The sequence below is a fragment of the Aquabacterium sp. OR-4 genome, from assembly GCF_025290835.2.
In the GTDB taxonomy this organism is placed as follows: Bacteria; Pseudomonadota; Gammaproteobacteria; order Burkholderiales; family Burkholderiaceae_C; genus Pseudaquabacterium.
In genome coordinates, this window is sequence record NZ_JAOCQD020000004.1 from 376,217 (window position 1) to 402,550 (window position 26,334).

At 72.5% G+C, this 26,334-nt stretch carries 17 protein-coding genes; 6 read left to right on the forward strand and 11 right to left on the reverse strand.

The window, feature by feature from the left end; genetic code table 11:
* Positions 1–15 precede the first annotated feature (15 nt).
* Positions 16–1,395, reverse strand: a complete 1,380-nt coding sequence (locus N4G63_RS27060; protein WP_314600425.1) for an ABC transporter substrate-binding protein — start codon at positions 1,393–1,395, stop codon at positions 16–18.
* Positions 1,396–1,635: 240 nt separating this feature from the next.
* Positions 1,636–2,145, reverse strand: coding sequence for a DUF2889 domain-containing protein (locus N4G63_RS27065; protein WP_314600426.1), 510 nt, complete (start codon positions 2,143–2,145; stop codon positions 1,636–1,638).
* 431 nt (positions 2,146–2,576) lie between these two features.
* On the opposite strand from N4G63_RS27065, the gene N4G63_RS27070 reads away from it, so the two are divergent.
* Together N4G63_RS27070 and N4G63_RS27075 are read left to right on the forward strand one after the other, a co-directional pair.
* Positions 2,577–4,499, forward strand: coding sequence for a phage integrase family protein (locus N4G63_RS27070; protein WP_314600427.1), 1,923 nt, complete (start codon positions 2,577–2,579; stop codon positions 4,497–4,499).
* 76 nt (positions 4,500–4,575) lie between these two features.
* Positions 4,576–4,815 (forward strand): hypothetical protein, encoded by a 240-nt coding sequence (locus N4G63_RS27075; RefSeq protein WP_314600428.1) that lies wholly within the window; start codon positions 4,576–4,578, stop codon positions 4,813–4,815.
* A gap of 583 nt (positions 4,816–5,398) precedes the next feature.
* Here the strand turns inward: N4G63_RS27075 and N4G63_RS27080 are convergent.
* Both N4G63_RS27080 and N4G63_RS27085 read right to left on the reverse strand, forming a co-directional pair.
* Positions 5,399–6,739: a ParB/RepB/Spo0J family partition protein gene (locus N4G63_RS27080; RefSeq protein WP_314600429.1), complete on the reverse strand. Its 1,341-nt coding sequence runs from the start codon at positions 6,737–6,739 to the stop codon at positions 5,399–5,401.
* A gap of 1 nt (position 6,740) precedes the next feature.
* Positions 6,741–7,952: an AAA family ATPase gene (locus N4G63_RS27085; RefSeq protein ID WP_314600430.1), complete on the reverse strand. Its 1,212-nt coding sequence runs from the start codon at positions 7,950–7,952 to the stop codon at positions 6,741–6,743.
* Positions 7,953–9,012: 1,060 nt separating this feature from the next.
* Here N4G63_RS27085 and N4G63_RS27090 point away from each other — a divergent pair.
* Positions 9,013–10,515, forward strand: a complete 1,503-nt coding sequence (locus N4G63_RS27090) for a replication initiation protein (protein WP_314600431.1) — start codon at positions 9,013–9,015, stop codon at positions 10,513–10,515.
* Between the two features lie 528 nt (positions 10,516–11,043).
* Here N4G63_RS27090 and N4G63_RS27095 read toward each other — a convergent pair.
* The 3 genes from N4G63_RS27095 to N4G63_RS27105 form a co-directional block, all read right to left on the reverse strand.
* Positions 11,044–11,661: a helix-turn-helix transcriptional regulator gene (locus tag N4G63_RS27095; protein ID WP_314600432.1), complete on the reverse strand. Its 618-nt coding sequence runs from the start codon at positions 11,659–11,661 to the stop codon at positions 11,044–11,046.
* A gap of 288 nt (positions 11,662–11,949) precedes the next feature.
* A complete protein-coding gene (locus N4G63_RS27100; protein ID WP_314600433.1) occupies positions 11,950–13,014 on the reverse strand; it encodes a helix-turn-helix transcriptional regulator in 1,065 nt (354 codons plus the stop codon).
* A 110-nt stretch (positions 13,015–13,124) separates the two neighbouring features.
* Positions 13,125–15,197: a rhamnogalacturonan acetylesterase gene (locus N4G63_RS27105; RefSeq protein ID WP_314600434.1), complete on the reverse strand. Its 2,073-nt coding sequence runs from the start codon at positions 15,195–15,197 to the stop codon at positions 13,125–13,127.
* Positions 15,198–16,024: 827 nt separating this feature from the next.
* Between N4G63_RS27105 and N4G63_RS27110 the strand changes: the two genes are divergently transcribed.
* From N4G63_RS27110 to N4G63_RS27120, 3 genes are read left to right on the forward strand one after another with little or no spacing between them, the layout of a single operon-like run.
* The gene (locus N4G63_RS27110; RefSeq protein WP_314600435.1) at positions 16,025–17,071 is read left to right on the forward strand and encodes a TolB-like translocation protein; all 1,047 of its coding nucleotides are present in this window, start codon (positions 16,025–16,027) and stop codon (positions 17,069–17,071) included.
* A complete protein-coding gene (locus N4G63_RS27115) occupies positions 17,068–18,285 on the forward strand; it encodes a family 43 glycosylhydrolase (protein WP_314600436.1) in 1,218 nt (405 codons plus the stop codon). Before N4G63_RS27110 ends, N4G63_RS27115 begins: the two co-directional genes overlap by 4 nt.
* On the forward strand, positions 18,285–20,996 hold the full coding sequence (locus N4G63_RS27120; protein ID WP_314600437.1) for a glycosyl hydrolase 115 family protein: 2,712 nt from the start codon (positions 18,285–18,287) through the stop codon (positions 20,994–20,996). The genes N4G63_RS27115 and N4G63_RS27120 overlap by 1 nt, the downstream gene beginning before the upstream one ends.
* A 28-nt stretch (positions 20,997–21,024) precedes the next feature.
* Here N4G63_RS27120 and N4G63_RS27125 read toward each other — a convergent pair whose 3' ends face one another.
* The 4 genes from N4G63_RS27125 to N4G63_RS27140 form a co-directional block, all read right to left on the reverse strand.
* The gene (locus N4G63_RS27125) at positions 21,025–23,085 is read right to left on the reverse strand and encodes an alpha/beta hydrolase family protein (RefSeq protein ID WP_314600438.1); all 2,061 of its coding nucleotides are present in this window, start codon (positions 23,083–23,085) and stop codon (positions 21,025–21,027) included.
* Between the two features lie 230 nt (positions 23,086–23,315).
* Complete coding sequence (locus tag N4G63_RS27130; protein WP_314600439.1) at positions 23,316–24,167, reverse strand: carbohydrate ABC transporter permease; 852 nt, start codon at positions 24,165–24,167, stop codon at positions 23,316–23,318.
* The gene (locus N4G63_RS27135; RefSeq protein WP_314600440.1) at positions 24,167–25,081 is read right to left on the reverse strand and encodes a carbohydrate ABC transporter permease; all 915 of its coding nucleotides are present in this window, start codon (positions 25,079–25,081) and stop codon (positions 24,167–24,169) included. The genes N4G63_RS27130 and N4G63_RS27135 overlap by 1 nt, the downstream gene beginning before the upstream one ends.
* The gene (locus tag N4G63_RS27140) at positions 25,081–26,325 is read right to left on the reverse strand and encodes an ABC transporter substrate-binding protein (RefSeq protein ID WP_314600441.1); all 1,245 of its coding nucleotides are present in this window, start codon (positions 26,323–26,325) and stop codon (positions 25,081–25,083) included. The genes N4G63_RS27135 and N4G63_RS27140 overlap by 1 nt, the downstream gene beginning before the upstream one ends.
* Positions 26,326–26,334 lie beyond the last annotated feature (9 nt).

Sequence of the window (26,334 nt, forward strand, 5' to 3'; positions counted from 1 at the left end):
TGCGGTGGCGGCGCTTCAGCGCGAGGCGGCTGCGGCGCCGCCGTAGTAGCCGGCCGCACGCATCTCGCGCTCGGCGGCCTGCTGGGCGGCACGCAGGGCCTGCTCGAGCCCCACGCGGCCGGCCAGCGCGGCGCTGATCTGCTGGCCCACCGCAATGCCGATGGTCTGGAACTCGGGGATCGCCGCGTACTGCACGCCCTGGTAGGGGCTGCGCGGCAGGGTGCTGTCGGCCGGGTTGACGCTGTCGATGGCCTTCTTCTCGGCCGACGCAAAGCCGGCCACACGCCGGAACTCGGGATGGGCGTAGGTGGACTGGCGCGTGCCGGTGGGCACCGCGGCCCAGCCGCTTTCACGCGCCACCAACGCGATGTAGGCCTTGGAGGTGGCCCAGGCGATGAAGCGCTGCGCCTGCGGCCCGCGCTGGCTGGCCGTGGGCACGGCCAGCGACCAGGCCCACAGCCAGTTGGCGCCCTTGGCCGTGACCGCGTAGGGCGCCTGGGTGAACGCGACATCGCGCGCCACCTTGCTGCTGCGCGGGTCGGTCAGGAACGAGGCGGCGATGGTGGCGTCCACCCACAGGCCGCAGCGCCCCTGGCGAAACAGCGTGAGGATCTCGTTGTAGCTGTTGGCCGCCGAGCCGGGCGGGCCGAAGCGGGTGAGCAGCTCGAGGTACAGCGCCACCGCCTCGCGCCAGGGACGGCTCTCAATCTGCGGCTGCCAGGCCATGTCGAACCACTGGCCGCCAAAGCTGTTGACCATGGTCAGCAGCAGGGCCATGTTGTCGCCCCAGCCCGGCTTGCCGCGCAGGCAGATGCCGTAGACGCCGTTCTTGGGATCGTGGATGCGCTCGGCCGCCTCGCGCACCTGGCGCCAGGTGGGGCGCTCGCCGAACTGGATGCCGGCCTTGTCGGTGAGGTCCTTGCGGTACATCAGCATGCTGCTTTCGCCGTAGAACGGCGCGGCCTGCAGGCGGCCGTCGATCGACAGGCCGGCGCGGATGGCAGGCAGCAGGTCGTCCAGGTCGTAGGTGGGCGGCGGCGTGATCGGCTGCAGCCAGCCCTTGCGGCCCCACACCTGGGCCTCGTACATGCCGATGGTCATGACATCGAACTCGCCCTGGCCGCGGGCCACGTCGGTGGCCACGCGCTGGCGCAGCATGCCTTCTTCGAGCGTGACCCACTTGACCCGGATGTCGGGGTTGGCGCGCTCGAAGAACGGCGTCAGCCGCTGCATCTCGATCATGTGCGCGTTGTTGACCGTGGCCACGACGATCTGCGTGACGGCGGTGGCCGCCGGCTGCGCCAGCGCCACGGGCGCCAGGGCCAGCCATGCCACGCCCAGCCATGCCCGCGCCGCCGGCCGGCGGGCGCCCCACTTCGCAAGGATCGACGCCATGGCGATGCTCCCGGTTCGTGCCCGTGCGCGGCCAACGCTGTCAGCCCTCCCCCGCACGGCGCATGCCAACGATAACCCGCCGCAGTGTCGCTGCTGATCCGGGCCAGGGCGGCATGGACAAACCCTGGCGTGCGCCACCTGCCGGCGGGCAGGCCGGGCGGTTGAGTCGAGCGGTTGAGTCGAGCGGTTGAGTCGGGCGGTTGAGCCGGGTGGCCGGTTGGCAGCCGGCCAGTCTGCGGCTCAGGCGGCCGGGCTGGCGCCCGGCGCGTCGGGCTCGGGCCGGTGCCAGCGCGGGAAAAAGCGCGCCACCTGTGCGCCCGACGCCGCCAGCGCGTGGCAGCCGTCGATGCTGAACGGCTTCTCGTCGGGCGCCTGCGCCAGCTCGTGCCACAGGGCCTGCAGGATCGCGCTGCCCATCGCGCCGGCCAGCTCGTTGACATGGGTGCAGCCCGCCGTGCGGCCGAACAGGCGGCGGATGGCGTCCTTGTAGCCGCGCGCCACACGCACGCCCACCAGCTGCCCGTAGTCGGGCGCGATGGCGCTGCAGGCGGCGTCATAGGGGCCGGCGTCCATCGCCGCCTCGGCCGCCACGATGGTGGCCGTGCGGTCGACCGTCAGCCGCAGGTGCATGGCGTGCATCGGCTGGCCGCCGGCCAGCACGCCATCGGCCTTGTGCACCGGCTCAGGCCACACATCGGTGAGCAGGCCTTCGATGTCCCACAGCCCGTCGGCGCGGGCAAACGAGCGCACGGTGATGCTGCGCTGATGGGAGGCTTGGCGTGCACAGGCGGGCGGCGGCAAGGGCATGGACGGTACAGCGGACGGCGCAGGGCCGCCTTGGCAGGGGTGATGGAGCGGCGAGGCTACACCGGCGCAATGCGCCGTGGTGTCGCCGGGGTGCAGCGGCCCTGCCCCTGCCCCTGCCCTGCCCTGCCCTGCCCTGCCCTGCCCTGCCCTGCACCGCACCGCACCGCACCGCACCGCACCGCACCAATTGAATGACATGATTATTTTTTTATCATGCCAATGATTTGTCTACGACAATCTCGCCAGCCCTGACCGGGGCTGGAAAAAACAGCAAGGCCCACAAGCACTTGCCTGCCCTGCCACCCGATCGCCGTCGCGCTGCGGCCGCGCTCGGCCGGCCCCGGCACATCGCCCCAGTCCGCCCTCCTTCTGCCTTGCCCCAGCCCTCGCCCTCTCTCTCGATGAAGCCGGCCACCGTCACGCCCAGGGCCCCGGACCGCCCGCCGGGTTGGGCGGCTGCGCGCATCGGCCCGCGCGAGCTGGCCTTTGTGCGCGCCTGGGCCGAGGGCATCGCCCCCGCCGCGGCCTGGCAACGTTTTCTGGCCCCGGGCCCGGGCGCCGATGTGCGCCCTGCCCGCCCCGAGCTGCGGCGCCTGCGCGAGCAGCTGGGCATGCTGGCGCGATCGCACGGCCGGCCCGACATCGCGGCGCTGCTGCGGCGCGATCCCGAGGCCATGGCCGAGCCGCGCCAGGCGGCGCCCACGCTGGAGCAGTTTCGCGCGCAGCACCCGCCCGACTTCTACAGCGAGACCGAGCTGGTGGCGCTGTACCAGGCCGAGCACGGCGCGGTGGACGCGCGCAGCGCAGCGCGCCGCCGCCAGCGCCTGCGTGAACGCCTGCTGCTGGCCCTGCAGTGGCTGGGCCAGCAGGTGCTGCGCGCGCCCCAGCCCACCGACCCCGTGGCCGGCTGGCTGGACGAGCGTGTGGCCGCGCGCCTGGCCACCTGCGGCATCGCACGGCTGCAGGATCTGCAGCGCTGGATCGGCGCGCATGGCGAGGCCTGGCACCGGCCGGTGCCGCGCCTGGGCGCCGTGGGCGCGCAGCGCATCCTGCACTGGCTGGCGCTGCACGCCGACACCCTGGGGCCGCTGCCGGTCTCGACCGCCTGGCCACGCCATGCGCTGGCGCGGCCCGCCGCGGCGCAGCGCCCGGCGGCCCGGCCGGCACCGGGCCCAGCAGCTGCACCACCTGCTGCACCACCTGCTGCACCACCTGCTGCACCTCACGCTGCACCACCTGCTGCAGCGCCGCGCCTCCGCCACGGCAGCCCATTGGGCGCGACCCTGCCGATGGCGCCGCCGCCGGCCCTGGGCCTGTTGCAGCCGCTGGCCCATGGCGGGCTGCCGGCCGGGCTCGACGGCGCGCATGGCAGCCAGCGCGCACCGCTGGCGCGCTGCCGCATTGCCGCGCGCAACGACTGCGAGGCCGTGCTGGCCTGGCTGGCATTGCGCCCGGCCGGCAGCCACAGCTGGCGCGCCTACCGCAAGGAGGCCGAGCGCCTGCTGGTCTGGGCCACGCAGTGCCGCGGCAAGCCGCTGTCGTCGCTGGACGAGGCCGATCTGCACGCCTATCGGGCCTTTGTGCGCCAGCCCGACCCCGCCTGGCTGGCGCCACGCAGCACGCCGCGCTGGAGCCCGGCCTGGCGCCCGTTTGAAGGGCCCCTGTCGGCTCGCTCGGCCAGCACGGCGATGGCGGTGCTGCACAGCCTGTTCGCCTGGCTCACGCGGCAGCACTATCTGGAGGACAACCCCCTGGAAGCGCTGCGCGAGAACGTGCCTGAGGCCGACCCACCGGGGGCCGACATGTTCGAGTTGCACCGGCCCGAGCCCCGCAGGCCTGAGTCGCACACGCCTGACTCGCACACGCCAGTGGCCGGCACGCCTGTGGCCAAGCTGCCGGCCGCGCTGCAAGCGCCGCACGAGGCGGCCGACCGGGACGGGCCACAGCCGCCCTCGCCCTCGCCCACCCCACCCCACTCTGGCTCTGGCTCTGGCTCTGGCTCTGGCTCTGGCTCTGGCTCTGGCTCTGGCTCTGCTCGCTGTGCTCGCGCACATCAGCGACGCACGGCGCACGGCGCACAGCGCACAGCGCCGGCCCGCCTCGAAGTGGCCGCTAAACCACAGCAGCAAACCCCTCGGCTGGCCGGCGCCGCAGCGCCACCAGGCCCGGGCTGCGCAAGGCTGCGGCGGTCTGGGCGTCGTGCGTGGCCACCGCCACCGCACAGTCGGCCAGCGCCCGCACCAGCAGCGCCCGCAGCCGCGCGGCACTCAGCGGTGCATCGGTGCCCAGGCAGGTGATCAGCGGCCTGGCCGCCGGCCCTGGCGCAGGCGCAGGCGCCACACGCCCTGCCCCCGCTGACGGCTGATCGCCCGCATGCTCGGCCTGACCCACGGCCTGAATCCCAGCCTGCGCCGTCGCCGCAACCGCTTCAGCCCGGGTTTCAAGCCCGCTGCCAGCCGGCACAGCGGCCGGCGCGCCGGGCTGCTCGCGGGCCGCCAGATAGTCGGCCAGGCGGGTGGCCACATCGGCCGGCAGCACCACGGCCCGGGCGCCATGCACACGCCCTGCCGCGCCGGGGCCGTGCACCTGCAGCACGCATGCGGCAACGGGTGAGGCAACGGCGGCGGCAGTGGCTGCGGCGATGGCTGCGGCAATGGGTGTGCCGGCGTCCAGCAGGGGCAGCGTGCTGCCCGGGGCCTGCGCCGGTCGTCGCGGTGCCGGCGTGGCACGCGCGCCAGTCTGCGCTGCCGGCCCGTCCGGCCACACCAGCCAGTCCGCACGCGCGGCGGCCAGTTCGGCCACGCGCAGGCCCTGCCCCAGCAGCAAGGCCGCCACGGCCCGCAGGCGTGCGCCGGCCAATCCCGGCTGCGTCTCGAGCCAATCGAAGAACTGCTGCCGGGCGGGCCCGGGCAGCGCCGGTGGTGCGGCCGTGCGCCGTGCGTCGCTGATGTGCGCGAGCACAGCGAGCAGAGCCAGAGCCAGAGCCAGAGCCAGAGCCAGAGCCAGAGCCAGAGCCAGAGCCAGAGTGGGGTGGGGTGGGGGAGGGCGGGGCGGCCGTTGCGGCGCCGCGCCGACGGCTGGTCGGTGAATCCCCGGTTTGCCGCCCCAGGCGCTGCCCCGGTTGTTTCCCAGGTTGTTTCCCTGGTTATGGCCCCGGTTGTGGCCCCGGTTGTTGCCCGGGGGGCGACTCAGCCTCTCAGGACAGCAGGTTGTCCAGCAGCTTGAGCAGCTTGCGGCGACGGGCGTCGTCCAGCGGCACCTCGATGCGCAGATGCGTGCGCTGCCGCGCGTCGGTGCTCAGCACGGCCAGCGTGCGCCCATCGCGCTCGAGCACGGTGGCAGCCAGGGGGTTGGACTGTCCAACCCCCTTGGTCGCCGCCTGGCCGACCGCACTGCCACCGGCGGCCAGCAGCGCCTCGAACACCTGGCGCGCGGCCAGCGGCTGGCGCTCGAGGCGCAGTGCGGCGGCCCGGGCCACCAGGCCTTCAGGGTCGGCCTGCTGGGCATCGCTCAACGGCTTGGCCCAGCGAAACTGCAGATCCAGCGGCGACGCAAAGGCCTCCACCACCACCTGGGGCAGGCGGGCCAGCGACAGCGCCTTGCCCACGTCGCCCAGGTCGCGGCCGATGGCCAGCGCCAGCTGACGGTTCGACGGATACAGGCCCTGATCCAGAGCGCGGGCGTACATCACGCCCTGCTCCCAGGCCGACAAATCCTTGCGGGCGCGGTTCTCGCGCTCCATCTGTATGAACAGATCCTGCTCGGACAAGGTCTCCACCACCGCCAGCACGGGCAACCCCAGCTCGAGGCAGGCGCGGTGGCGCCGATGGCCAAAAACGATCTCGTAGGCCGCGCCCGGCGGGCGGGGCAGGGCAGGGGGGTTGGACAGTCCAACCCCCTGGCCAGGCACCACCGCGCCACTCCGAGCCAGGGCCTGCGCCGCCTCGGACTGCAGCGGCCGCACCTTGATGGCCTGCACGTTGCCGCCCGCCGCCGCGATGTCGGCCTTGAGCTCGGCAAAGGCTTCATCGCCAAACGAGCGCTCGTGCCGGTTGGCCCAGCGCGAGGGCACCACGCAGGCCGGATCGAGCCGGCGCGCGGGCGCGGCGCCGTCAAACTCGGCCAGGCGGGCGCGCAGTTGCTCGGCCTCTTGCACCGCCGCCGACTGCGCGGTCATGAACCCGAGCATGGTGCCCGGCGCGGTCTTGGCGCGACCCGGGTCGGCCAGGCGGACGCCGGCGCCCACCCTGCTGCCCAGCCCGCCCATGCCTGCCGCGCCACCCGCAACACCGACACCCCCCACGCCACCCGCGCCGCCGGTGGCACCAGCGGCACCCGCGTTGTGCGCACCTGACGCGTCGGGCCCGGCACCGGCCGCAATGCCGCCGCCCGCGCGGTCGAAATCCGCACCGGCCACCCCGTCCACCACGCCCCCGGGTGCCGCGGTGCCATCGCCCGCCACGCCCGTGCGAGCCCGCACCGGCAGGGCCGGCGGCAGCCCGATCGATCCCGCCTTTTGCAGCAGCTTCTTGCCCATCTCAGCGCCCCGCCTTCCGGTTCATGGTGCTGGCCTGCACCTGCTTGCGCCAGACGGCCTGGATCGATGTCTCGATGTGGCTGACGAACTGGTCGTAGGCATCGCGTGCCCGCTTGAAGGTCTTGGCACTGCCGTCGTACTTGCTGACGTCGTAGACCGTGCCGAACTCGGCGCTGGTGGTGGCCGTGACCGCGGTCTTGGGAATCTCCACCGGCAGCACCTTGTCGGTGTAGGTCGACTGGATCCATTGCCGCACGATGGCGCCGGTGGCGTCGGAGCTGTCCACGCGCGACAGCAGGATGCTGATGAAATCGAAGTCCTTGTCCAGACCGCGGCGGCTGAGCAGCTCGGTGGTCAGGTCGGAAAACAGCGACCAGAACTGCGAGGCCGAGGCGAAATCCAGCGCATTGGGCGGCAGCGGCATCACGATGCCGTTGCTGGCCATGAAGGCGTTGATGGTGGTGTACGACAGCGCCGGCGGCGTGTCGATGACGATCGCGTCGTACTCCGCGCGCACATCGTCCACCCCGTAGTGCAGCACGTTCCAGAACTCGAAGCCCGGCTCCTGGGTCTGCCGCGCCGGCAGCGCGAACTCGGCGCCAAACAGCACCGGCGCGGCCGCGACCAGGTCGATGCCGTCCCAGTAGGTGGGCTGGATGGCGTAGCGGATCGAGGTTTCCGAACCCATGGCCAGCGGCAGGATGGTTTGCCGCTCGTCGACCTCGGTGTCGGGCAGGATGCCGAACAGCGTGGTCAGCGAGCCCTGCGGGTCGGTGTCGATCACCAGCACCCGGTGCCCCAGCAGCGACAGTCCCTGCGCCAGCGTCATCGCAGTGGTGGTCTTGCCGACACCGCCCTTGAAGTTGCCCACGCTCACCGTCACCGCCTCGGCGCCGGCGGGGCGCAGGCGGTCCTTGCGATACTCGCGCACCCAGGCGCGCACCTCGGCCAGCGTGAACTCGCGCCGGCTGCCGGCCTCGTTGAGCCGGCCGGTGGGCAGGTCACCGCGCCCCATGCGGTGCGAGACCGAGCCTTTCTCGGCCCCCAGCAGCGCGGCCAGCTGGCTCAGGTTGAAGATCGGCGCCGCCTTGCGCGCCGTGGGTGCCAGCATCGCGGCACGGATCTGGCCCATCATGGCCTCGGCGCGTTCAGCCTGCTCGGCGATCTGCGTCAGACTGATGGCTTGCGGCGGCTTCAACGTGGGTGAGGTCATGGATCGCAATTCTCCTGCCTGTGCAGTCTACCGCCCGCTTGACGTTATATCGGCATTTGACGCAGTTTCGTCAAAGCGATGCCAGGGCCATCACAGCCCCATCTCCACACGCGAAGTCACGCCGTTTTCGAGCGGCGCAGGCCCGTATTGGCCTTGAAACCAACCCCGGCAAGGCCTCCCGGGGGTTTTTAAGCATTCAATACCTTCAAATCCTTTAATACCTTTAGCTCAGAAAACTCGTTGTAAAACAAAGACTTGTGTCAATCCACGTGAGGGGATACGGGAGCCCGCGGAGAGTTGTCGGGAGCCTGCGTGCCGGGCTACGGGAACTTGCGTGCGGCGCAACGGGACATTGCGTGAGTGGACACGGGGCCCGCTGTGCCGGCCGCCGCACCACCATGCCGGCAGCGCTGACGTGATGGTTTGCGGGGGCCTCTGACGGCACGGCCGCCCGATCCAGGGCCCTGATCACCCAGGGCGCGCCAGGCAAGCGCTCACACACTGCCTGGCCACGGTGCAAAGGCACCCACAGGGCAGGGCGCCTCTGCGCAGGAGGCCCGGAACGGGCGGGAGGGGCGGAATGTGGGCCGAGAGGTGGGCTGGTCTGCGTCGATATGTGCCGGGATATGCCGGGATATGCCGGGATGCGCGGCATTCGGGCCGGTTCCAGCCGCCGCGCCGCACCGCGGCGATCTGGCCACCCTGGGTGGCGCCCGCCAGGCGCTGCCATGGCGTCGCTGCGACGCAGGCGTTTTGGCGCGGTGGCGGTGGCGGTGGCGGCGGCGGCGGGCCCGGCCCCAGGGGTCACAGCGCGCGCGGCTGTTCAGGTGCGTGTTTTCGGGAGCGCAAGACGCCCGGATGAGCGCGCGCCACGCCACCTGCGGCCCGGCTTGAGGTGAAGGTTGACGGGGGCGTGTCCGAGCAGGCCGGCGCCGACAGCGCTGACTCGCGGTCGCCGCCGGCGGATCGTGCATCACGTCTTGCACGTGATGAAGGCGAGTTCGCCACCTCACGTGTCGGATACCATCTCCGCATGAACGTGCCAGATGAGGCCCCGCCCGTGTCACTCCTGCCTGCCGGCGCCCAGACGCCGGCCGAGGCGGAGGCGCCATCAGCGCTGCTTGCGCCGGCCATGCCGGGCGGCACGCGCAGGGCACCGGCGCGACGCAGCGCGGCTGCCGGCTTGCCGGCACGCGCCGACGCGGGCCAGGAGCTGCTGCGCAAACCGGTCAATGCGCTGGCCATCGTGCCGCAGTCCAAGAAGATCACGCCGCTGTTTCGCAAGAGCTACAACGTGATGCTGCACCTGGCGCAGGAGCAGGGCATGGAGCGCGACATCTTTCGCGCACCGATCTCGGCCGTGCTGGCCGGGCTGGATTTCGATTCCAACGACACCGGCCTGGTCAAGCGCCACCTGCGCGCCATGGCCACCACAGCGGTGGAGTGGCAGTCGCCCACCACCGGCGAAGGCGCCAGCTGGGCCATCAGCGGCCTGATCGGCCATGCCGAGATCAAGCGCGAGGGCGGGCAGAACTGGCTTGAATGGTCGTACTCGGTGCGGCTGAAGCAGGAACTGCTTGAGCCCAGCGTGTTTGCGCGTCTGTCGCTCGAGATGATCGCGCAGCTGCGCTCGCACGGCGCCATCGCGCTGTACGAGATCTGCAGCCGCTACCGCGACGTGGGCCGCACCTCGCGCCAGGCCTGGTCGTGGTGGCGGCCGGTGTTGTCGGGCAAGCCCGAGACCGACAAGCAAAAGCAGCTCGAGTACCGCTTCTTCAAGCGTGACGTGATCAAGCGGGCGATCGACGAGGTCAACGCCATCACCGACATCGAGGTGGAACTGCTGGAGTACAAGGCCGGCCGCTTCATTGCCGATCTGCAGTTCAGCGTGCGGCGCAAGCAGCAGGTGCCCTTGCCACTGGTGCCGCCGGGCAGCGCGCCGCAGCCGCTCGACCTGACCCAGGTGGTGCGCGCCACGGCGCTGGGCGTGGACGAGGAGCGCGCCGAGCAATGCCTGCACGAGTTTGGCGAGGCGCCGCTGAAGGCCGCGCTCGATGTGCTGGAGCGGCGCGTGGCCAGCGCCTTTCCGCAACCGCTGCGCGACCCGCAGCGTTACCTGCGCGCCGTGCTCGAGGGCGCCCGCGGCGGGCCAGACGAGACGCCGGCCGCGCACGGCCCCGGCCATGACGCCGACGCGGCGGGCCGTGCCGATCTGGCCCTGCGCGAGGTGGAGGCCAAGCGCCGCGTGAAGTGGACCGAAGAGTGGCTGCGCCGCCGCCGCGACGGCCTGGCCGACGAGATTGCCGCGATGGGCGAGGAGGCGCAGCAAGCGCTGTGCGACAGCCTGCTGGCTGACATGGCGGCGCGCAATGTCCACCCGTCGATCCGCAAGCGGCTGCAGACCAGCGGCTGGCAGCACGCCATGGTGCTGCACGAGATGCTGCGCTTTTATGCCAACGCCAGCATCGGCGAGCAGTGGGACCAGCCCAGCGCCCAGCAGCTGCTGGATGTGGCGGCGCAACTGGGTGATACCGCAGAGTCTGCCGGCTTGTCGGCGGGCTGACCTGGCGGGGCCGCTGGGGCGGGTGCAGCCGGGCGGGCGGATCCACTCCCTCAACAAACGAACTAACGGCTTTGTGTGGTCTTTGCTGATGGTGCGCGGTAGCGGTGTTGGGCGCAGTCGAAAACACAGACTGCCGTTAGTTCATTTAATGCGCGGACGACGCCCGTTTGCACTAACCAACCCGCCGCCTCCACAACCCTTTCCGGCACACCTCTTAGAACTACCCGCGCCACAACACACCACACCGATGCGCAACACCGAGGCAAGTCACACAAGCTGGATACCTGACAACCGCCGATATCCCCACCCGCAGTGGACAAGCCTGTGGAAAAGCCGGCACACCCCCGCTGGAAGCCGCGCCAGCACTCGCTGTCAAGGACTTTGCCTCATTGCAAGGCAGTCCGAAGAAGATTCCTCTGAGCGCTCGTCAACCCCTTGAGCGCGGCAGTCCGAACGGACTACATCTGCGGCCGAGTCACCCCGCCGCCGCACCCCTTCATGGGCCTTCAAGCGCCCTTCAACCGCCCTTCAACCGGCCAGCCTGCGGCCCAGGCCCGCCATCGGCGGCAGCGACGCCACCCGGTGGATCAGCCGCCGGATGCTGTCCACCCCGACCTTTTCGCGCACGGCAGCAATCTGTGTGCGCACCGTCGAGATCTTGACCCTGTGTTCGCCGGCAATCTGCTGCGGTGTCAGGCCGTCGCACAGCGCGTCCAGTACCTTGCCTTCATGGTGGGTCAGATGGTGTTCGGTGTCGAAAAACTGGCGCGCCAGGCACCGGTCGTGCACCTCGGCGCCCAGCATCAGCAAGGCCACCGGTGGTGGCGCCGCGCTGTCGCCGGCGTCGACCTGGATCGGCGCCACGCCCACCGCCAGCACGGCCTCGCCACCACGGTTCAGCGCCACCATGGCCCACAGGCCGCGCATGGCCGAGCGGATCGCGGCATGCAGCCGCGCTGCGTCCTCGGCCGGCAGTGCGGCGGCCACGCTGTCGCGCGGCTGGCCGCTGGCCGGCAAGACCAGCGGCGCACCGTGCCGGCACTGCTGCACAGCCGTGGCGTTGGCATGCAGCACATGACCTTGCGCGTCCACCAGCACCAGGCCGAAACCCACGGCGTCCAGCACCTGCCGCAGCAGCGGTGTCACGCCCTCAGCGCCACGCGGCAGCGCCACCGGGCGCAGCGGCGCGCACAGCGCCGGCTCCAAAACCAGGGCCGGGGCCGGGGCCGGGGCCGGGGCCGGCGCGACCCGGCAGGGCGCTTCCAAGATGTCCGCATGATTGAACAAGCTGCTCTCCCCAAGGGCTGATCGGCGGCCGGAAGGGGCCGCCACACGATCACCCGGTGCAGGATCTTGTGCGCTCAGGCCCCTGCGCCGGCCTACCTGACAAAGTGGGGTCGTACGCCGCCGAGCACGCCGTTCTAGGGGGCACGCTCACGCATCGCTGCGCCCACCGCTGGCCTCGCCCAGCACGCGCGCGATGGCGCTGCGCTCGTGCACGCCCAGGCGGGCGAACACCTGCTTCACGTGGTAGGCCGCCGTGTTGGTGCTCACCGCCAGCTGCGACGCGATCTCGGCATTGCTGTGGCCACGGGCGATCAGCACCGCCACCTCGCGCTGTTGCGGCGACAAGCCCAGCGCCGCCGCACCCTGCGCCAGGCGCAACGGCTCGGCGGCCAGGCGCGACAGCAGCAGCGCCGTGGCCTGGTCACCGCTGGCACTGCGCATGGCATGGCGCCGAAACTCGAAGCGGCCCCAGCTGGTGACCACCTGGTGCACCGCCTGCGGTGCGCTCAGCACGGTGTGCATCACGGCGGCCACAAAACCCGGCAGGGTCTCGCGCTCGGCCAGTGCCGAGGCCGGCGCAATCGCGTTGCCATGCGCCAGGCGGATCAGCCGCGACCAGTTCTCGTCGGCCCACAGCTCGCCACCCTGCGCATCCAGCAGCGCCAGCGCCTGCTCGATGGCCTGGTCCTGCGGGTCGCGTGGCAGGGCCGGCGACGGCACCGCCAGGCCCTGACCCAGGTAGTGCAGCACGCTGGCCAGCGCCTGCTCGTCGTCGGCCGAAAACGCCGGCGACTGCGGCCCGCGGTACAGACTGAGCTGGCCCAGCACCTGCCCCTGGTGGCGCACGATGGCGTACAGCAGGTGCGCGATGCCCAGCGGGCCGAGCACCTCGCGGCCATAGGTTCCGCTGAGTTCGGCCTCGCTGACCGAGCGCCGGCTGGTGGGCTGCCTGGCCGCCACGCGTTCGAGGTACTGCTGGCGAAACTGCTGGTTGGTGTGCCGGTCATGAAAACCGGCCATTGCATTGGGCCCCAGCATGCGCTCGGCATAGAGGTTGGTGATGCCGCCGCGCTCGTCGCAGAAAAAGAAACCGGCATGGCTGGCCGGCACCAGCTCGCGCAGCACCGGCAGCAGCGAGGGCAGCAGCACCGGCGCCGGCAGGCCCAGGTGGCACAGCTGGCGCAGGGTCACGCGGGCAGGGTGAAGGCTCATCGGCGCAGCTTGGACAACAGGGCCCGCGCAGCATAGCCCGCCACCTGGCGCCATGACCTACCCGGCCGGGTAGGTCGACAGGCTCAGCCTCTCATGTCGGCAACACCCGCTCAGCCACCGGCCTCGGGCAGGGGCTCGTTGCGCAGCATCGGCAGCAGCAGCGCCTGCGGCAGCTGGCGCAGGCCGCGCGCCACGCAGGCCGCGTTCAGGCGCGCGCCGGCGTCGTTGGTGTGGGTGCGGGCATCGGCAAACAGGGTCGCCACGCCGGCTTCGCCCAGGCCACGGTAGGCCTCGGTGACGATCATCGTCAGGTCGATGAACAGCGCGCCCTCGCGCATGGCCACGCTGCGGCCCCAGTCGGCAAACTGCTCAAAGTCGCGCCCCTGCAGCCAGCGGTCCTTGTGCGGCACCGGCGACAGCAGCACCGGCACGGCACCGGCGTCGAGGGCCTCGCGCACATAACGCGTCAGGTAGGCGCCGAAGCTGCGCACCGTCTCGCGGCTGCCGTCGGGCAGGGTCTCCTCGGTGGTCTCGGGGCCGGTGCCGGGCAGCACCCCGCGCTGCTTGGCCGCGGCATCGCCCACGCGGCCACCATCGTTGTGGCCAAACTGGATCAGCACCACATCACCGGGCTGGCACTGCGCACGCACCGCCTGCCAGCGCCCTTCGCGCAAAAAGGTGCGCGTGCTGCGCCCGCCCATCGCGTGATTGGCCAGTTGCAGGCGCTGGCCGTCCAGCCACGGCGCCAGGCGTTCGCCCCAGCCCCACTGGCCGTTCTGCCCGGCGCTGCGCACGGTCGAATCGCCCACCAGAAACAGCGTGGGCAGACGGGCCTCCAGCACCGGCGGCCGTGCCGGGCTGGCAGCGCCGGCCACGGCCGGCAGCGCGCCCGCCACCGGTGCCGACGCTGCCCCGGTGGCCCCGGCGCCCAACACGGCCAACGCGGCCACCGGCGGTGCCAGCAGCGCCTCGGCCGGCAGCAGGCCCTGCGCGCGCAGCGCCGCGTGCACCACCTGGGCGTTCAAGGCCGCACCGGCCCAGTTGGTGTGCACGCGTTCTTCGGGCGTGCTGCGCGGAAACAGCTGCGCCACCACCGCCGGGCCCAGCGCGTCGTAACGCGCTGCCACCTCGGCATCCAGATCGATCAGCGCCACACGCTGCTCGCGTGCCACCTCGGCCGCCCAGCTGGCGTAACTGCCGATGCCCCGCAGCGTGCGGCCCTGCTCATCGCGGCGCTGGCGCGGCACCGGCGTGCACAGCACCGGTGTGGCGCCCAGTGCGCGAATCTCGGCAAGGTAGGCCCGCAGGTAGGCGCCGTAGGTCAACACCGTCTCGGGCTGGCCGGTCAGGCGGTTGGTGATGGCCTGCTGTTCGTCGCCGGTGCCGCGCAGCGTGCCGCGCGCACGCTGGTCGTCGTTGACCGGGCTGCTGTCGTTGTGGCCGAACTGGATCAGCACCAGATCGCCGCGCTTGACGAACGCCTGCGTGCGCGCCCAGTGCCCGCCACTGCGGTAGGTGCGGCTGCTCAGGCCGCCGATGGCGCGGTTGACCAGGTTCACGCGCGCCGGGTCGAGGTAGCGGGCCAGCACATGGCCCCAGCCCCACTGGCCGGCCGGGCCCAGGCCCTGGCCGTCGTCGCGGCCGTTGCGCACCGTGCTGTCGCCGATCAACAGCACCGAGGGCAGGCGGGCATCGGCCGGCTCGGGCAGTTGCAGCGGCGGCGTGCGCGGATCGGTGTTGACCGCCACCGGCGGCACCGCCGCAGCGACCGGCACCGCCGGCGCAGCGGGCGCACCGGCCACGGTGGGGGCACTGCTGCAGGCGGTCAGCCAGGGCCCCAGCAGGCCGGCGCCGCCCATGCCGGCCAGTGCGCCCACCCAGCGCCGCCGCGCCGGCGAGGCCGCGGCGCCGGGCTGGCTGCCGCTGGCCGGCGAGTCCGCCCCCGGCCCGAACCCCGGCCCGGCCGGCGGGCCGCAACGGTGGTCGGAAGCAGCGCCAGATCCATCGCCCGAAGCCTGGCCTAGACCTTTGCCGAAGCCTTCGCCAGAACGGCCGCTGGAGTGGTCGCTGGAGTGACCGCCCGAGCTGCCGACAGCGGGCAGGGCAGGGTGCAGATCCAGGCGCATCGGCAACTGCAGACGCAGACGCAGGGGCAGGGGCAGGGGCAGACGCGATCGGGTCATCGTGGGCTCGCGCCGCACGGCGCAGTCAGCAGGGCTGGGCCGCAAGGCTAAGGCCTGTGGACAGCGCCACCCGGTGGCGGGCGCCAATCGATCAAGTTCATGAGCGATGCGGGCGTCTTCGGGCGACACCCTGTTCACGCGCCGACAGGCCGTGGCTAGAGTCGCGCCGCTTTCTCCTGGCCGGCCTTGCAGCCGCCTTGAATCCCCTGTGACGCCCCACACCCACAACGAGCCCGCCTTGCCCAGCCGCCACGCCCCGACTGCCTGCCCCTTCTTGCGCAGCCCGCGCGCCTGGCTGCGGCCCGCCGGGCTGGCCGCCCTGCTCGGCACCACGCTGATCGCCGGCCCCGCCGCGGCGCAGATCGGCCAGCGCTTTGCCTCCGAGCGCCGCGTCGTGCCCGACCCGGTCACCGGCGTGCCGCTGGTGTTTCTGACCACCGCAGCGCGCGGCGACAGCAAGATCTACCAGACCCACCCGCAATGGACGGCCGATGGCCAGTGGCTGGTGTTCCGCAGCGACCGCGGCGCCGTGCCCGGCGTCACCGAGGCGGTGGCCGTGCACGAGGCCAGCGGCGAGATGGTGCAGGTCACCGAGGGCGGCTTTGCCGGCATGCTCAACCTCGACACCCGCGCCAACCGCCTGGTGTTTCTGCGCGAGGTGCCGGCCAGCCCCCCAGCCGCCGCCACCGCAACCGCCGCCACCGCAACCGCCACAACCGCCACAACCGCCACCACAACCGCCACCACAACCGCCATCACCACACCCACCGGCACCCCGCCCCCCGCCCGCCCGCCGACGCGCCGCGCGCCAGCTGCAGGCCGTGGAGGTGGATCTCGACCGCCTGCTGGCCGACAGCCGCGCCGGCCGCCTGCAGGCCCATGCCAAGAGCGCCTACCAGCGCGTGCTGGCCACCATCCCGGCCGACTGGGCGCCGGTGGGCGACAACGCGCTCGATGCCGACGGCCAGTGGTTCTACTTTCGCGTCGGCCCGGCGGGTGCGGCGCGCCGCATGCCTGCGGGCCTGAAGGTGGAGCCGCACTTCGGCCCGCGCCACATGGGCGCCGGGCCCACCGGCATTGCCCGCGTGAACCGCCACACCGGCGAGATCCAGCCGGTGGTCACGGTGGGCTTCCAGATCGGCCACATCCAGGCCAACCCCTGGGTGGCGGGCGAGCTGGTGTTCAGCTGGGAGACCGGCGGCAAGAGCCCGCAGCGCACCTGGACCGTGCGCGGCGACGGCAGCGGCCTGCGCCCGCTGTACCCCGAGTCGGCGCACGAATGGGCCACGCACGAGGCCATCATCGGCCGCGACGAGGTGGCGCTGGCGCTGATGGGCCACCGCCCGGTGCCCGGCAGCGGCGCCAGCGGGCCCACCGGCTCGTACTTTGAAGGCGCCGCCACCAGCGGTGTGGCGCCGGGGCAGGAGGCCTCGTGGGGCCCCAGCGGCACACGCGAGAAGCCCACCGGACTGGCCATCGTGAACCTGCGCACCCGCGAGATGCGCATCGAGGCGCAAACACCCGTCGGCAGCGGCCTGTGGCATGTGCACGGCTCGGCCGATGGCCGCTGGGCCGTGGGCGACGACTTTGCGCGCAACCTCTACCTGATCGACCGCCGCAGCGGCCGCATGCGCCTGCTGTCGGCCGGCCACAAGGACACCGCGCGCGACCATCCCCATCCCAGCTTCAGCGCCGACGGCCGGCGCATCCAGATCCAGAGCGCCATGCTGTCGGAAAACGGCCGCGCGATGAACATCGTGGTGATCCAGGTGCCCGAGGCCTGGCAGGCCGCCGCCGATCCGTCGGCCGCGCTCGACGCCGCGGCCCGTGTGCCCACCGCGGCCCCGGCGGCACCCACCCCAGCCTCCCGGTGAGCCACCGCCCGCACGCCGCCCAAGGCCACGCCTTGTGGCTCGACGGCCTGCTGGCCGTGCTGGCCGTGGGCCTGCTCGGCATGGCAGTGTTCGGCCTGGGCGGCTGCAGCAGCCTGGCCCAGCCGCCGGCGGCGCAACGCGCTGCGCCTGCGGCCGCCCACGCAAACGCTCACCCAAACGCCCACCCAACCGCTCACCCTGAGGCCATTCCCGGCGGGCCTCAGGCCATCGTCCACCCGCGGCACCCGTCCAAGGTCGAGCCGGCGCCCCGCCCGCTGTTCCGCGACCCGGTGTGGGACGGCGCGGCCGACGCCGCGCTGGTGTTCAACGCCGGCCGCGGCCGCTGGGAGATGTTCTACACCGCACGCCGCGCCACGCTGCGGCTCGACGACCCCAAGGACGTGCGCTGGGTGCACGGCACGCGCATCGGCATCGCCAGCAGCGACGACGGCAACCACTGGCAGCCGCTGGGCGAGGCCCGCTTCCCGCCCGAGTGCACCGGCGGCGCCCCCGAGGCCAGCACCCACTGGGCGCCCGAACTGCTGGTGCACGAGGGCACCTACCACCTGTGGCTCACCGTGGTGCCGGGCATCCATGCGCGCTGGACCGGCGAGCGCCACATCCAGCACCTCACCAGCACCGACCTGCGCCGCTGGCACTGCGCCGACCGGCTCGATCTGGGCTCGAGCCGGGTGATCGACGCTGCCGTGGTGCGCCTGGACGACGGCCGCTTTCGCCTGTGGTTCAAGGACGAGGCCCAGGGCAGCCGCCTGTTCGCCGCCGACAGCGCCAACCTGCGGCACTGGACGCTGCGCGGCCCGGTCACCACGGTGGCCAGCGAAGGGCCCAAGGTGTTCCGCTTCCAGGGCCGCTGGTGGCTGGTGGCCGACCTGTGGCGCGGCCTGATGGTGCTGCGCTCGGACGATGCCGCCCACTGGCAGGAGCAGCCCACCCGCCTGCTGGCCGAACCCGGCCGCCACGCCAGCGACCGCGCCAAGGGCCAGCACCCCGATGTGCAGGTGGTCGATGGCCGCGCCTATCTGGTGTATTTCGTGCACCAGGGCGGCGAGCCCGAGGCCGCGTCCGACGACCGTTACCACCAGCGCAGCGTGCTGCAGGTGGCCGAGCTGAGCCTGGGCGCCGACGGCTGGCTGCAGGTCAACCGCGACGCCCCGCCGCCCGATCTGCGCGCGGCCTTCGGCGCGCGGCGCTGATGCGGCGCCCGGCCCGCCGCCTGGCCAGGGCCTGGGGGCACGCCCTGGCCGGCCTGGGCGTTGCGTGGTGCACGGGGCTGGGGGCCACCACCGCTTCCATCAGCCTGCCCGCCACCGCGGCAGACACACCGGCGACGGCCGGTCTGCCCGCCGGGCTGTGGATCGGCCACCGCCCGCAGCCCGGCAGCGTGGCGCTGCAGGGCGCCAGCGTGCGCCGCGACGACCGCGCCGATGCGCTCGAAACCCTGGCCGCCGACGATCTGGCCGCTGACCTGCGGCGCCTGGGCCAGCGCGCCAGCAGCCGGCGCTGGACAGCGCCAGGCCGCGGCGGCGGCGGGCTGCAGATCTGGCTGGGCACGCTGGGCCGCCATGCCGGCATCGACGCCCTGGTCGCCGCCGGCCGGCTCGATGCCGCAGCGCTGCGCGACTGCTGGGAGTGTTTCACGCTGGCTCTGGTGCGCACGCCGGCGCCGGGCGTACCGGCCGCGCTGGTGATCGTCGGGGCCGACCGCCGCGGCACTGCCTATGGCGCCTACACCCTGAGCCGCGCGCTCGGCATCTCGCCCTGGCACTGGTGGGCCGACGTGGCGCCCTGGCGGCACGGCCCGCTGCACCTGGCCCTGGCGGCGGCACACACCGAAGGGCCGGCCGTTCGCTGGCGCGGCCTGTTCATCAATGACGAGGACTGGGGCCTGCAGCCCTGGTCGGCGCACCACTTCGAGCCCGAGGCGCCGGGCGGCCGCGGCATGGGCCCGCGCACCTACCAGCAGGTGTTCCGCCTGATGCTGCGGCTGCGCGCCAACACGCTGTGGCCGGCCATGCATGCGGTCTCGGGCGCGTTCTTCGCGCAAGCCGGCAATGCCGAGATGGCGCGCCGCCACGGCATCGTGATCGGCAGCTCGCATGCCGAGCCGCTGCTGCGCAACAACGTCAGCGAGTGGCAGGCCCCCGCCGAGCAGTACAACCACGCCAGCCACGGCGCCCAGGTGCGCGCCTACTGGGCCGAGCGGCTGCGCCAGGTGCAGGCCCTGGCGCAGCCGGGTGACGGCACGCCGCCGCTCGAGACCCTGCTGACCCTGGGCATGCGCGGCATCCACGATTCGGCCCTGCAGGGGGCCAGCGGCCTGGCCGCCCAGCAGGCGCTGCTGCGCGAGGTGATCGCCGGACAGCGCGCGCTGATTGCCGGGCACCTGGGCGCGGGCCCGGCGCCGCAGGTCTTCGTGCCCTACAAGGAGGTGCTGCCGCTCTATGACACGCCGCCCGGCCTGGCCCTGCCCGACGACGTGACCCTGGTCTGGCCCGACGACAACTTCGGCTACCTGCGCCGCCTGCCGCAGGCGGCCGAGGCCGCGCGGCCCGGCGGCGCCGGCATCTACTACCACCTGTCCTACCTGGGCGCGCCGCTGTCCTACCTGTGGCTGTCGACCACGCCGCCGGCCCTGGTCAACCACGAGATGGGGCGGGCCTTTGCGGCCGGCGCGCAGCGCCTGTGGATGGTGAACGCCGGCGACATCAAGCCCGCCGAGACCTCGCTGAGCCACTGGTTCGACCTGGCCTGGAACCCGCACGCGGTGCAGGCCCTGGGCCAGGCCGGCTGGCTGCAGCAGTTTGCCGGCCAGAGCTTCGGCCCGGCCATCGCGCCAACACTGGCCGCGCTGTGGGACGGTTATTTCCGCCTGAACTTCGAGCGCCGACCCGAACATCTGCAGGCCCATCTGCCGGGCGAGCGGCCGCGCCGCCTGGCCTGGCCGGCCGGACGCGTGGCCCGGCACCTGGGCGAATGGCGCACGCTGCTGCAGGGCCTGGACGCGGTGGCCGCGCAGCTGACGGCGGCGCAGCAGCCAGGCTTCTTCCAGCTGGTGGCCTACCCCCTGCGCGCCGCGGCCCTGGCCAACGAGCGCGCCTGGGCGCTCGAAGCCCATGCCGCCACGCGCGAGCGCACGCCCGCCGCCGCCACCCGGGCGGCCTGGCGCGCGCACCGCGCCGACGCCCGCCTGAAGGCCCTGACCGCCCGCTACAACCGCGGCCGCTGGGCCGGCATGCTGGCCGAGGAGCCGGCCGACAACCTGTGGCCCGGCTACCGGCTGCAGCCCCCGTCGCTGCCGGCCTTGCAGCTGATGGGCGCGGCCGCCGCCGGCTGGCGCAGCCAGGCCCTGCAGCGCATGGACCGGGCGCAGGATGACCTGCCGGCCGAAGCCGCCGCACCGCCCATGCCCGACGCCGCCGCACCGGCGCGGGCCGATGCGGCCGATGCGGCCGCCGCCGTGGCGCTGCAGGCGCAGCCGGCCAGCGGCCCATGGCAGGCCCTGCAAGGCCTGCAGAGCAGCGGGCCGGCCTGGCGCGCCCTGCAGGCCGGCGCGCAGCTGCGCCTGCAGCGGCCACCGCAGCCCCCGGGTGGCACGGCGCCCGGCGAGGCCGGCCCGGCCTGCCTGCAGCTGCGCATCCTGCCCAGCTATCCGGCCCTGGCCGCACCCCAGCGGCCCGCGGCCGCCGAGGGCTGGCACGCCGATCTGCTGGGGCCTGACGGCCAGCGCCAGCCGCTGCACTGGCCACGCGGCGCACAGGATGCCGCCTGGGCCCAGGGCGTCTTGGCCAACCGCCTGAGCGCCCGCATCACCGTGGCCGACGCCGCCGCGCCGCTGCGGATCGAGGCCTTGCAGGCCGACTGGGTGCTGATGGACGCCCAGCTCACGCCGCAGGCCTGCCGCTGAGGCGGTGTGCTGCGGTGTGCTGCCGCCTTCAGCGCGGGGCCGGGGCCGAAGCCGAAGCCGAAGCCGAAGCCGAAGCCGAAGCCGAAGCCGAAGCCGAAGCCGAAGCCGAAGCCGCGGCCGGCGGAGCGGCCGGGGCCGCAGTCGCGGTCACGCCACCCAGGTGCCGCGCCAGAAAGGCCGCCATGCGCTCGGCCAGGTCCACGCGGTTGTCGGGTGCGGCCAGGCCATGGCCTTCGTGCGGGTAGCGCAGCCACTCGGGCGTGCGGCCGCCGGCGCTGAGCGCATCGACCATGCGTTCAAGGTGGGCGCGGGGCACGCGCACATCGGCCTCGCCCGAATACAGCAGCACCGGCACATCGATGCGCGCTGCCTGGTGCACCGGCGACTGATCGCGCAGCATGGCCGCATCGCGCACCGGGTCGCCAATGCGCTGGGGCAGCAGGCGTTCGCGGATGCCCTCGGAGGTGTCGTCGGTGACCAGCCAATGGCCTTCGATCAGCAGCGCCAGATCGGTCAGTGCGTGGCCGGCCACCACGCAGCGAAACAGGCCCGGGTGGCGCACCGGCCCCATCAGCGCGGCGTAACCGCCATAACTCGCGCCCACGATGCAGGCCCGCTCGTCGGCCAGGCCGCGCTGGCGCGCCCACAGCAGCGCATCGGCCAGGTCGTCCTGCATGGCCTGGCCCCACTGTTTCAAGCCGGCCGTGAAGTGCGCCCGCCCATAGCCCTGGCTGCCGCGAAAGTCGGGCGCGATCACCAGATAACCGCGCGAGGCCAGAAACTGCGCCTGGGCGTCCCAGCGCATCCAGCCGCCCCGCACCCAGGGCCCGCCATGCACCAGCACCACGGCCGGTGCCGGCTGCCCCTGCTCCACCGCGGCGGGCAGGGTGAGCCACACCGGCAGCGGCCGGCCATCGCGGGCGCGCAGCCATTCAAAGGCCTGCGGCGCCATGCGCGCGGCCTCGATCTGCGGCAGGCGGCGTGCCACCAGGCGCCACCCGCCACCGGCAGCCCGGCGCACCCACAGCTCGCCGGGCTCGGTGTCGGCGCGTGAATCCACCAGCCACACGGCCTGCGGCGTGCCGCAGCGGGCGCACTGCACGGCATTGAAGCGCCCGGGCAGCTGGCGGTCGGCCGCCGCCTGCGCGGCGGCATGCTGGCTGTCGAGCCAGTGCTGCACCGGCAGTTCGGCCTCGGCACGCAGGCCCACCAGCGCGCCGCTGGCGCCGTCGTGAACCATCCCCACCACCGGCTCGAAGCCCGGCAGTGTGAGCAGGGCCGGCTGCTCCAGCCGGTCTGTCGCCGGGTTCAGCCAGGCCACCCGGCCCTGGCCCAGGTCGGCCCCGGAAGGCGCCCCCGTCAGCGCCGGCTTCGCGTCGGGCTCCACAAAGCTGGCCGCCAGCACGCGACCCTGGGCGTCCACAGCCAGCGCGCGCCAGGGCAGCGGCTCGCCGGCGCGAAAGCTGTCGCGGCCATCGCCCAGCGTCAGGCGCTGCCACGTGGTGCCCGGCGGGCGCAGCACGAACAGGCGGCGCAGGCCCTCGTCGTCTTCGGTCATCGCCAGGCGCGGCTGGCCATGCGGGTCGAACAGCCAGTGCACCACCTGATCGGGGGCGCCTGGCAAGGCCATCGGGCGGGCCAGGCGCGAATCGAGATCCAGCCAGTGCGGGCGCAGGTAGGGCAGGCGCAGCCAGCCGCGCTGGCTGCGCCGCTGCACATCGGCCACGATCACCCGCCGGTCGGCCGGCGCGGCCTCCACCTGCGGCACGACAAACAGCAGCGGCATCGGCGCGTCCATCAGGCGCCGCGGCCGGCCGCCCTGCAGGCCCACGGTGAAAGCGCCGCCGCTCAACATCCGCTGGTTGACCGGCGTCTCGAGATCGTCCACCGAGAACAACAGCTGGTCGGCGCCCAGCCAGTGCACGCGCACCACGTCACCCTCGCTGGCGCGGGTTTGCCGCGCCACCGGTTGCGGCGCCTCCAGATCGATCACGAACAGCGACTGGCGCTCGCCGCCCCGCCCGCCGGTCAGCGCCAGGTGCCGACCATCGGGCGACAGGCTGGCGCTGGTGTAGCGCGGTGTGTCCATGAAGGCCCGCGCCGGGATGGCCGCGGCAGGAGCCAGCCCTCGCCCCCCGGCCTGCGCTTCAGCCGGTGCCTCGGCCCTAATCTCGGTCCGCCCGTCGGTCCGCCCGTCGGCCCGCCCCTCGGCCGCCAGCACGGCGCCCGGTGGCCACAGCCCCGCGCCGCCCAGCACCAGCAGCAGCAGCGGCAGAACGTGGCCCCAGCCACGGGAAACGCGTGTGGCACAGCGCATGCTCAGCCCTTGGTGGCGCCCATCGTCAGACCGGCGATGAACTGCTTTTGCAGAATGAAGAAGATGGCCACCGGCGGCAGCGCGGCCACGATGGCGCCGGCCGACACCAGGTGCCACTGCGCCACCCACTGGCCATTGAGCGACTTGAGCCCGCCGGTCACCGGCATCGCATGGTCGCCCTGGATCAGCACCGTGGCCCAGAAGTAGTCGTTCCAGATGAAGGTGAACACCAGCACCGACAAGGCCGCCAGCGCCGGCCGCACCAGCGGCAGCACCACGCGGTGGAACACCTGCCACTCGCTGGCGCCCTCGATGCGCGCGGCCTCCACCAGCTCCATCGGCAGCTCGCGGATGAAGTTGCGCATAAAGAAGGTGCAAAACCCGCTCTGGAACGCGATGTGGAACAGGATCAGCCCGCTCAGGCTGTCGTACAGGCCCAGCGCCAGGCTCAGGTCGCGCACCGGCACCATCAGGATCTGGAAGGGCACGAAGTTGCCGCCCACGAACACGAAAAACACCAGCAGGTTGGCCTTGAAGCGGTAGACCCCCAGCGCAAAGCCGGCCAGGCAGGCCAGCGCCACCGCCCCCAGCACCGTGGGCAGCGTGACCAGAAAGCTGTTGCCGATGTAGCGCAGGATGGGCGTGCTGCTGAACACCGCCGCGTAGTTGTCCCAGGCCTGCCACTGCGTGGGCCAGCCCCAGTAGTTGCCGGCGGCGATGTCGGCCTGGCCGCGCACCGAGGTCAGGGCCACGGCGATCAAGGGCAGCAGCCACAGCAGCAGGGCCAGTGGCAGCGCAGCGCGGTAGAGCCAGCGCGTGGGCGCCGAGGCGCGTTCAATCGGGGTTGGGAACATCAGCCCAGCTCACGTTCCTGGCGGTAGATGCGCCACAGCACGAACAGGATGTAGACCAGCATGATGGCAAACAGCACCGTGGCGATGGCCGTGCCGTAGCCCATGCGGTAGCCGTACTCCGACAGCGCCTTCTCGTACATGTAGTACGCCAGCACGCGCGACGAGCCATAGGGCCCGCCGGCGGTCATCACCGCCACCATGTCGAAGCTGCGCAGCGAGCCCACCACCGTGACCACCACCGCAATGAAGCTGGCCGGCCGCAGCTGCGGCAGCACCACATGCCACAGCATCTGCCAGCCCTTGGCGCCTTCCAGCCGCGCGGCCTCGATCAGGTCGGGGCGGATGCTGTTGAGGCCGGTGAGGTACAGGATCATGCAGTAGGCGATCTGCGGGTACAGGCCGGCGGCCACGATGGCGTAGGTGACCAGGTCTTCATCGGCCAGCACCGCCAGGTCGGCCTGGCCGAACAGGCCGAACAGCTTGTCCACCAGGCCCAGCGCCGGGTTGTAGAACCAGGTGAACACCAGGCCGATGACCACCTGCGAGATCACGAACGGAAAGAAGAACAGCGACTTGATCGCGCGGATGCCGAACACCGTCTGGTTCAGCAGCAGGGCCAGGCCCAGGCCCATCGGCACCGCCAGCAAAAAGCCCAGCAGCCAGATCAGGCTGTTCTTCAGTGCCACATGAAAGTCGGGGTCGCTGGCCAGCTCCACATAGTTGGCCAGGCCCACCCACACCGGCGTGCCCAGGCCGTCCCAGTCGTAAAGGCTCAGCCGCATCGACTGGCCGATGGGCAGCACCACGTACAGCAGGAACATCGCCGCCGCCGGGGCCAGAAACAGCCAGGGCGCCAGCGCGCGCTGGTGGCGCTGCCACCAGCCGTCGTGGCCCTGCGCGCCGGTCGCCGGCATCACTTGTAGACGCGCTTGCGCACGCTCTCCAGGCGCTCGAGCACTTCCTTGCGGCTGTCGGGCTTGACCATGTAGCGCTGGAAGCCCTCCATGCCGGCCTTGGCCATCTCGGCCGGCGCGTCGCGGTCATAGAACTGGCCCAGGCCCTGGGCGTTGGACAGCAGCGTGAAGCCTTCCTTCAGGTAGGTGTCGGCCGGGCGCGCGGCCTCGCGGTTGACCGGCAGCTGGCCCAGGATCTCGTTCATCCGGGCCTGCACCTCGGCACGCGCCATCCAGGCCAGAAAGCGTCGCGCATCGGCCTTGTTGCGCGACTTGCTCGGGATGTGGGCGGTGTCGGTGGGCGCGTCCTCGGCCTGCGGCAGATCGGCGATCTTGGGGAAGGGCATGAAGCCCAGCTGGGCCTCGCTGAGCCCGCCCTTCTTCATCAGGTCGACCGCGAAGTTGCCCATCAGGTACATCGCCGCCTCGCCCTTGACGAAGGCCGGGATCGCGTCCTGCCAGTCGATGGCCGCATGGTTGGCCAGAAAGTAGCCCGGGCGCACCAGCTCGTCCCAGCGGTCGAACACGGCCACCACGCGCGCATCGGTGTAGGGCACCTGGCCGCTGGTGAGCGCCATGTGGAAGGCATGGCCGTTGACCCGCATGTTCAGGTAATCAAACCAGCCGCCGCTGGGCCACAGCGCCTTGGTGCCGATGGCAAACGGCGTGATGCCGGCGGCCTTGAGCTTGACGCTGACGGCCAGCAGCTCCTTCCAGGTCTTGGGCATGGCCAGGCCGTGCTTGGCGAACAGGTCCTTGCGGTAGTAGATGCCCCAGGGGTAGTAGGTGTAGGGCACACCCCACTGCTTGCCGTTGAGCGTCATCGACGGCGCGGCCGACTTCAGCTTGTCGTGCAGGCCGTCGCGCGTCCACAGGTCCGACACGTCCTCGAACAGGCCGGCCTGCACGAAGGGCGCCATGCGGTTGCCGGCATACCAGCTCACCACGTCGGGCGCCTCGGCGGTGAGGAAGTTGCGCAGCGAGGTCTTGAAGCCTTCATGGTCGAAGGTGTTGATCTTCACGGTCACATCCGGATGGGCCGCCATGAAGCTCTTGGCCAGGTACTCCCAGGCGGCCTTGGGCGCGGGGTCGGACGCATCGGTGTTGATCACCAGCGTGCCGGCCTGGACGGTGGCGCCCAGGGCACCGCACAGCGCCAGGCCGAGCGCCAGGGCGCTGCGGCGCAGCAGGGGGGTGGGGTTCATGGCGGTCTC

Coding starts and splice junctions, on each gene's coding strand:
- N4G63_RS27060 (WP_314600425.1), bottom strand. CDS start 1,395: ATGGCGTCGATCCTTGCGAAGTGGGGCGCCCGCCGGCCGGCGGCGCGG.
- N4G63_RS27075 (WP_314600428.1), top strand. CDS start 4,576: ATGCTCGGCCTGACCCACGGCCTGAATCCCAGCCTGCGCCGTCGCCGC.
- N4G63_RS27080 (WP_314600429.1), bottom strand. CDS start 6,739: ATGGGCAAGAAGCTGCTGCAAAAGGCGGGATCGATCGGGCTGCCGCCG.
- N4G63_RS27085 (WP_314600430.1), bottom strand. CDS start 7,952: ATGACCTCACCCACGTTGAAGCCGCCGCAAGCCATCAGTCTGACGCAG.
- N4G63_RS27100 (WP_314600433.1), bottom strand. CDS start 13,014: ATGAGCCTTCACCCTGCCCGCGTGACCCTGCGCCAGCTGTGCCACCTG.
- N4G63_RS27105 (WP_314600434.1), bottom strand. CDS start 15,197: ATGACCCGATCGCGTCTGCCCCTGCCCCTGCCCCTGCGTCTGCGTCTG.
- N4G63_RS27120 (WP_314600437.1), top strand. CDS start 18,285: ATGCGGCGCCCGGCCCGCCGCCTGGCCAGGGCCTGGGGGCACGCCCTG.
- N4G63_RS27125 (WP_314600438.1), bottom strand. CDS start 23,085: ATGGACACACCGCGCTACACCAGCGCCAGCCTGTCGCCCGATGGTCGG.
- N4G63_RS27130 (WP_314600439.1), bottom strand. CDS start 24,167: ATGTTCCCAACCCCGATTGAACGCGCCTCGGCGCCCACGCGCTGGCTC.
- N4G63_RS27135 (WP_314600440.1), bottom strand. CDS start 25,081: ATGCCGGCGACCGGCGCGCAGGGCCACGACGGCTGGTGGCAGCGCCAC.
- N4G63_RS27140 (WP_314600441.1), bottom strand. CDS start 26,325: ATGAACCCCACCCCCCTGCTGCGCCGCAGCGCCCTGGCGCTCGGCCTG.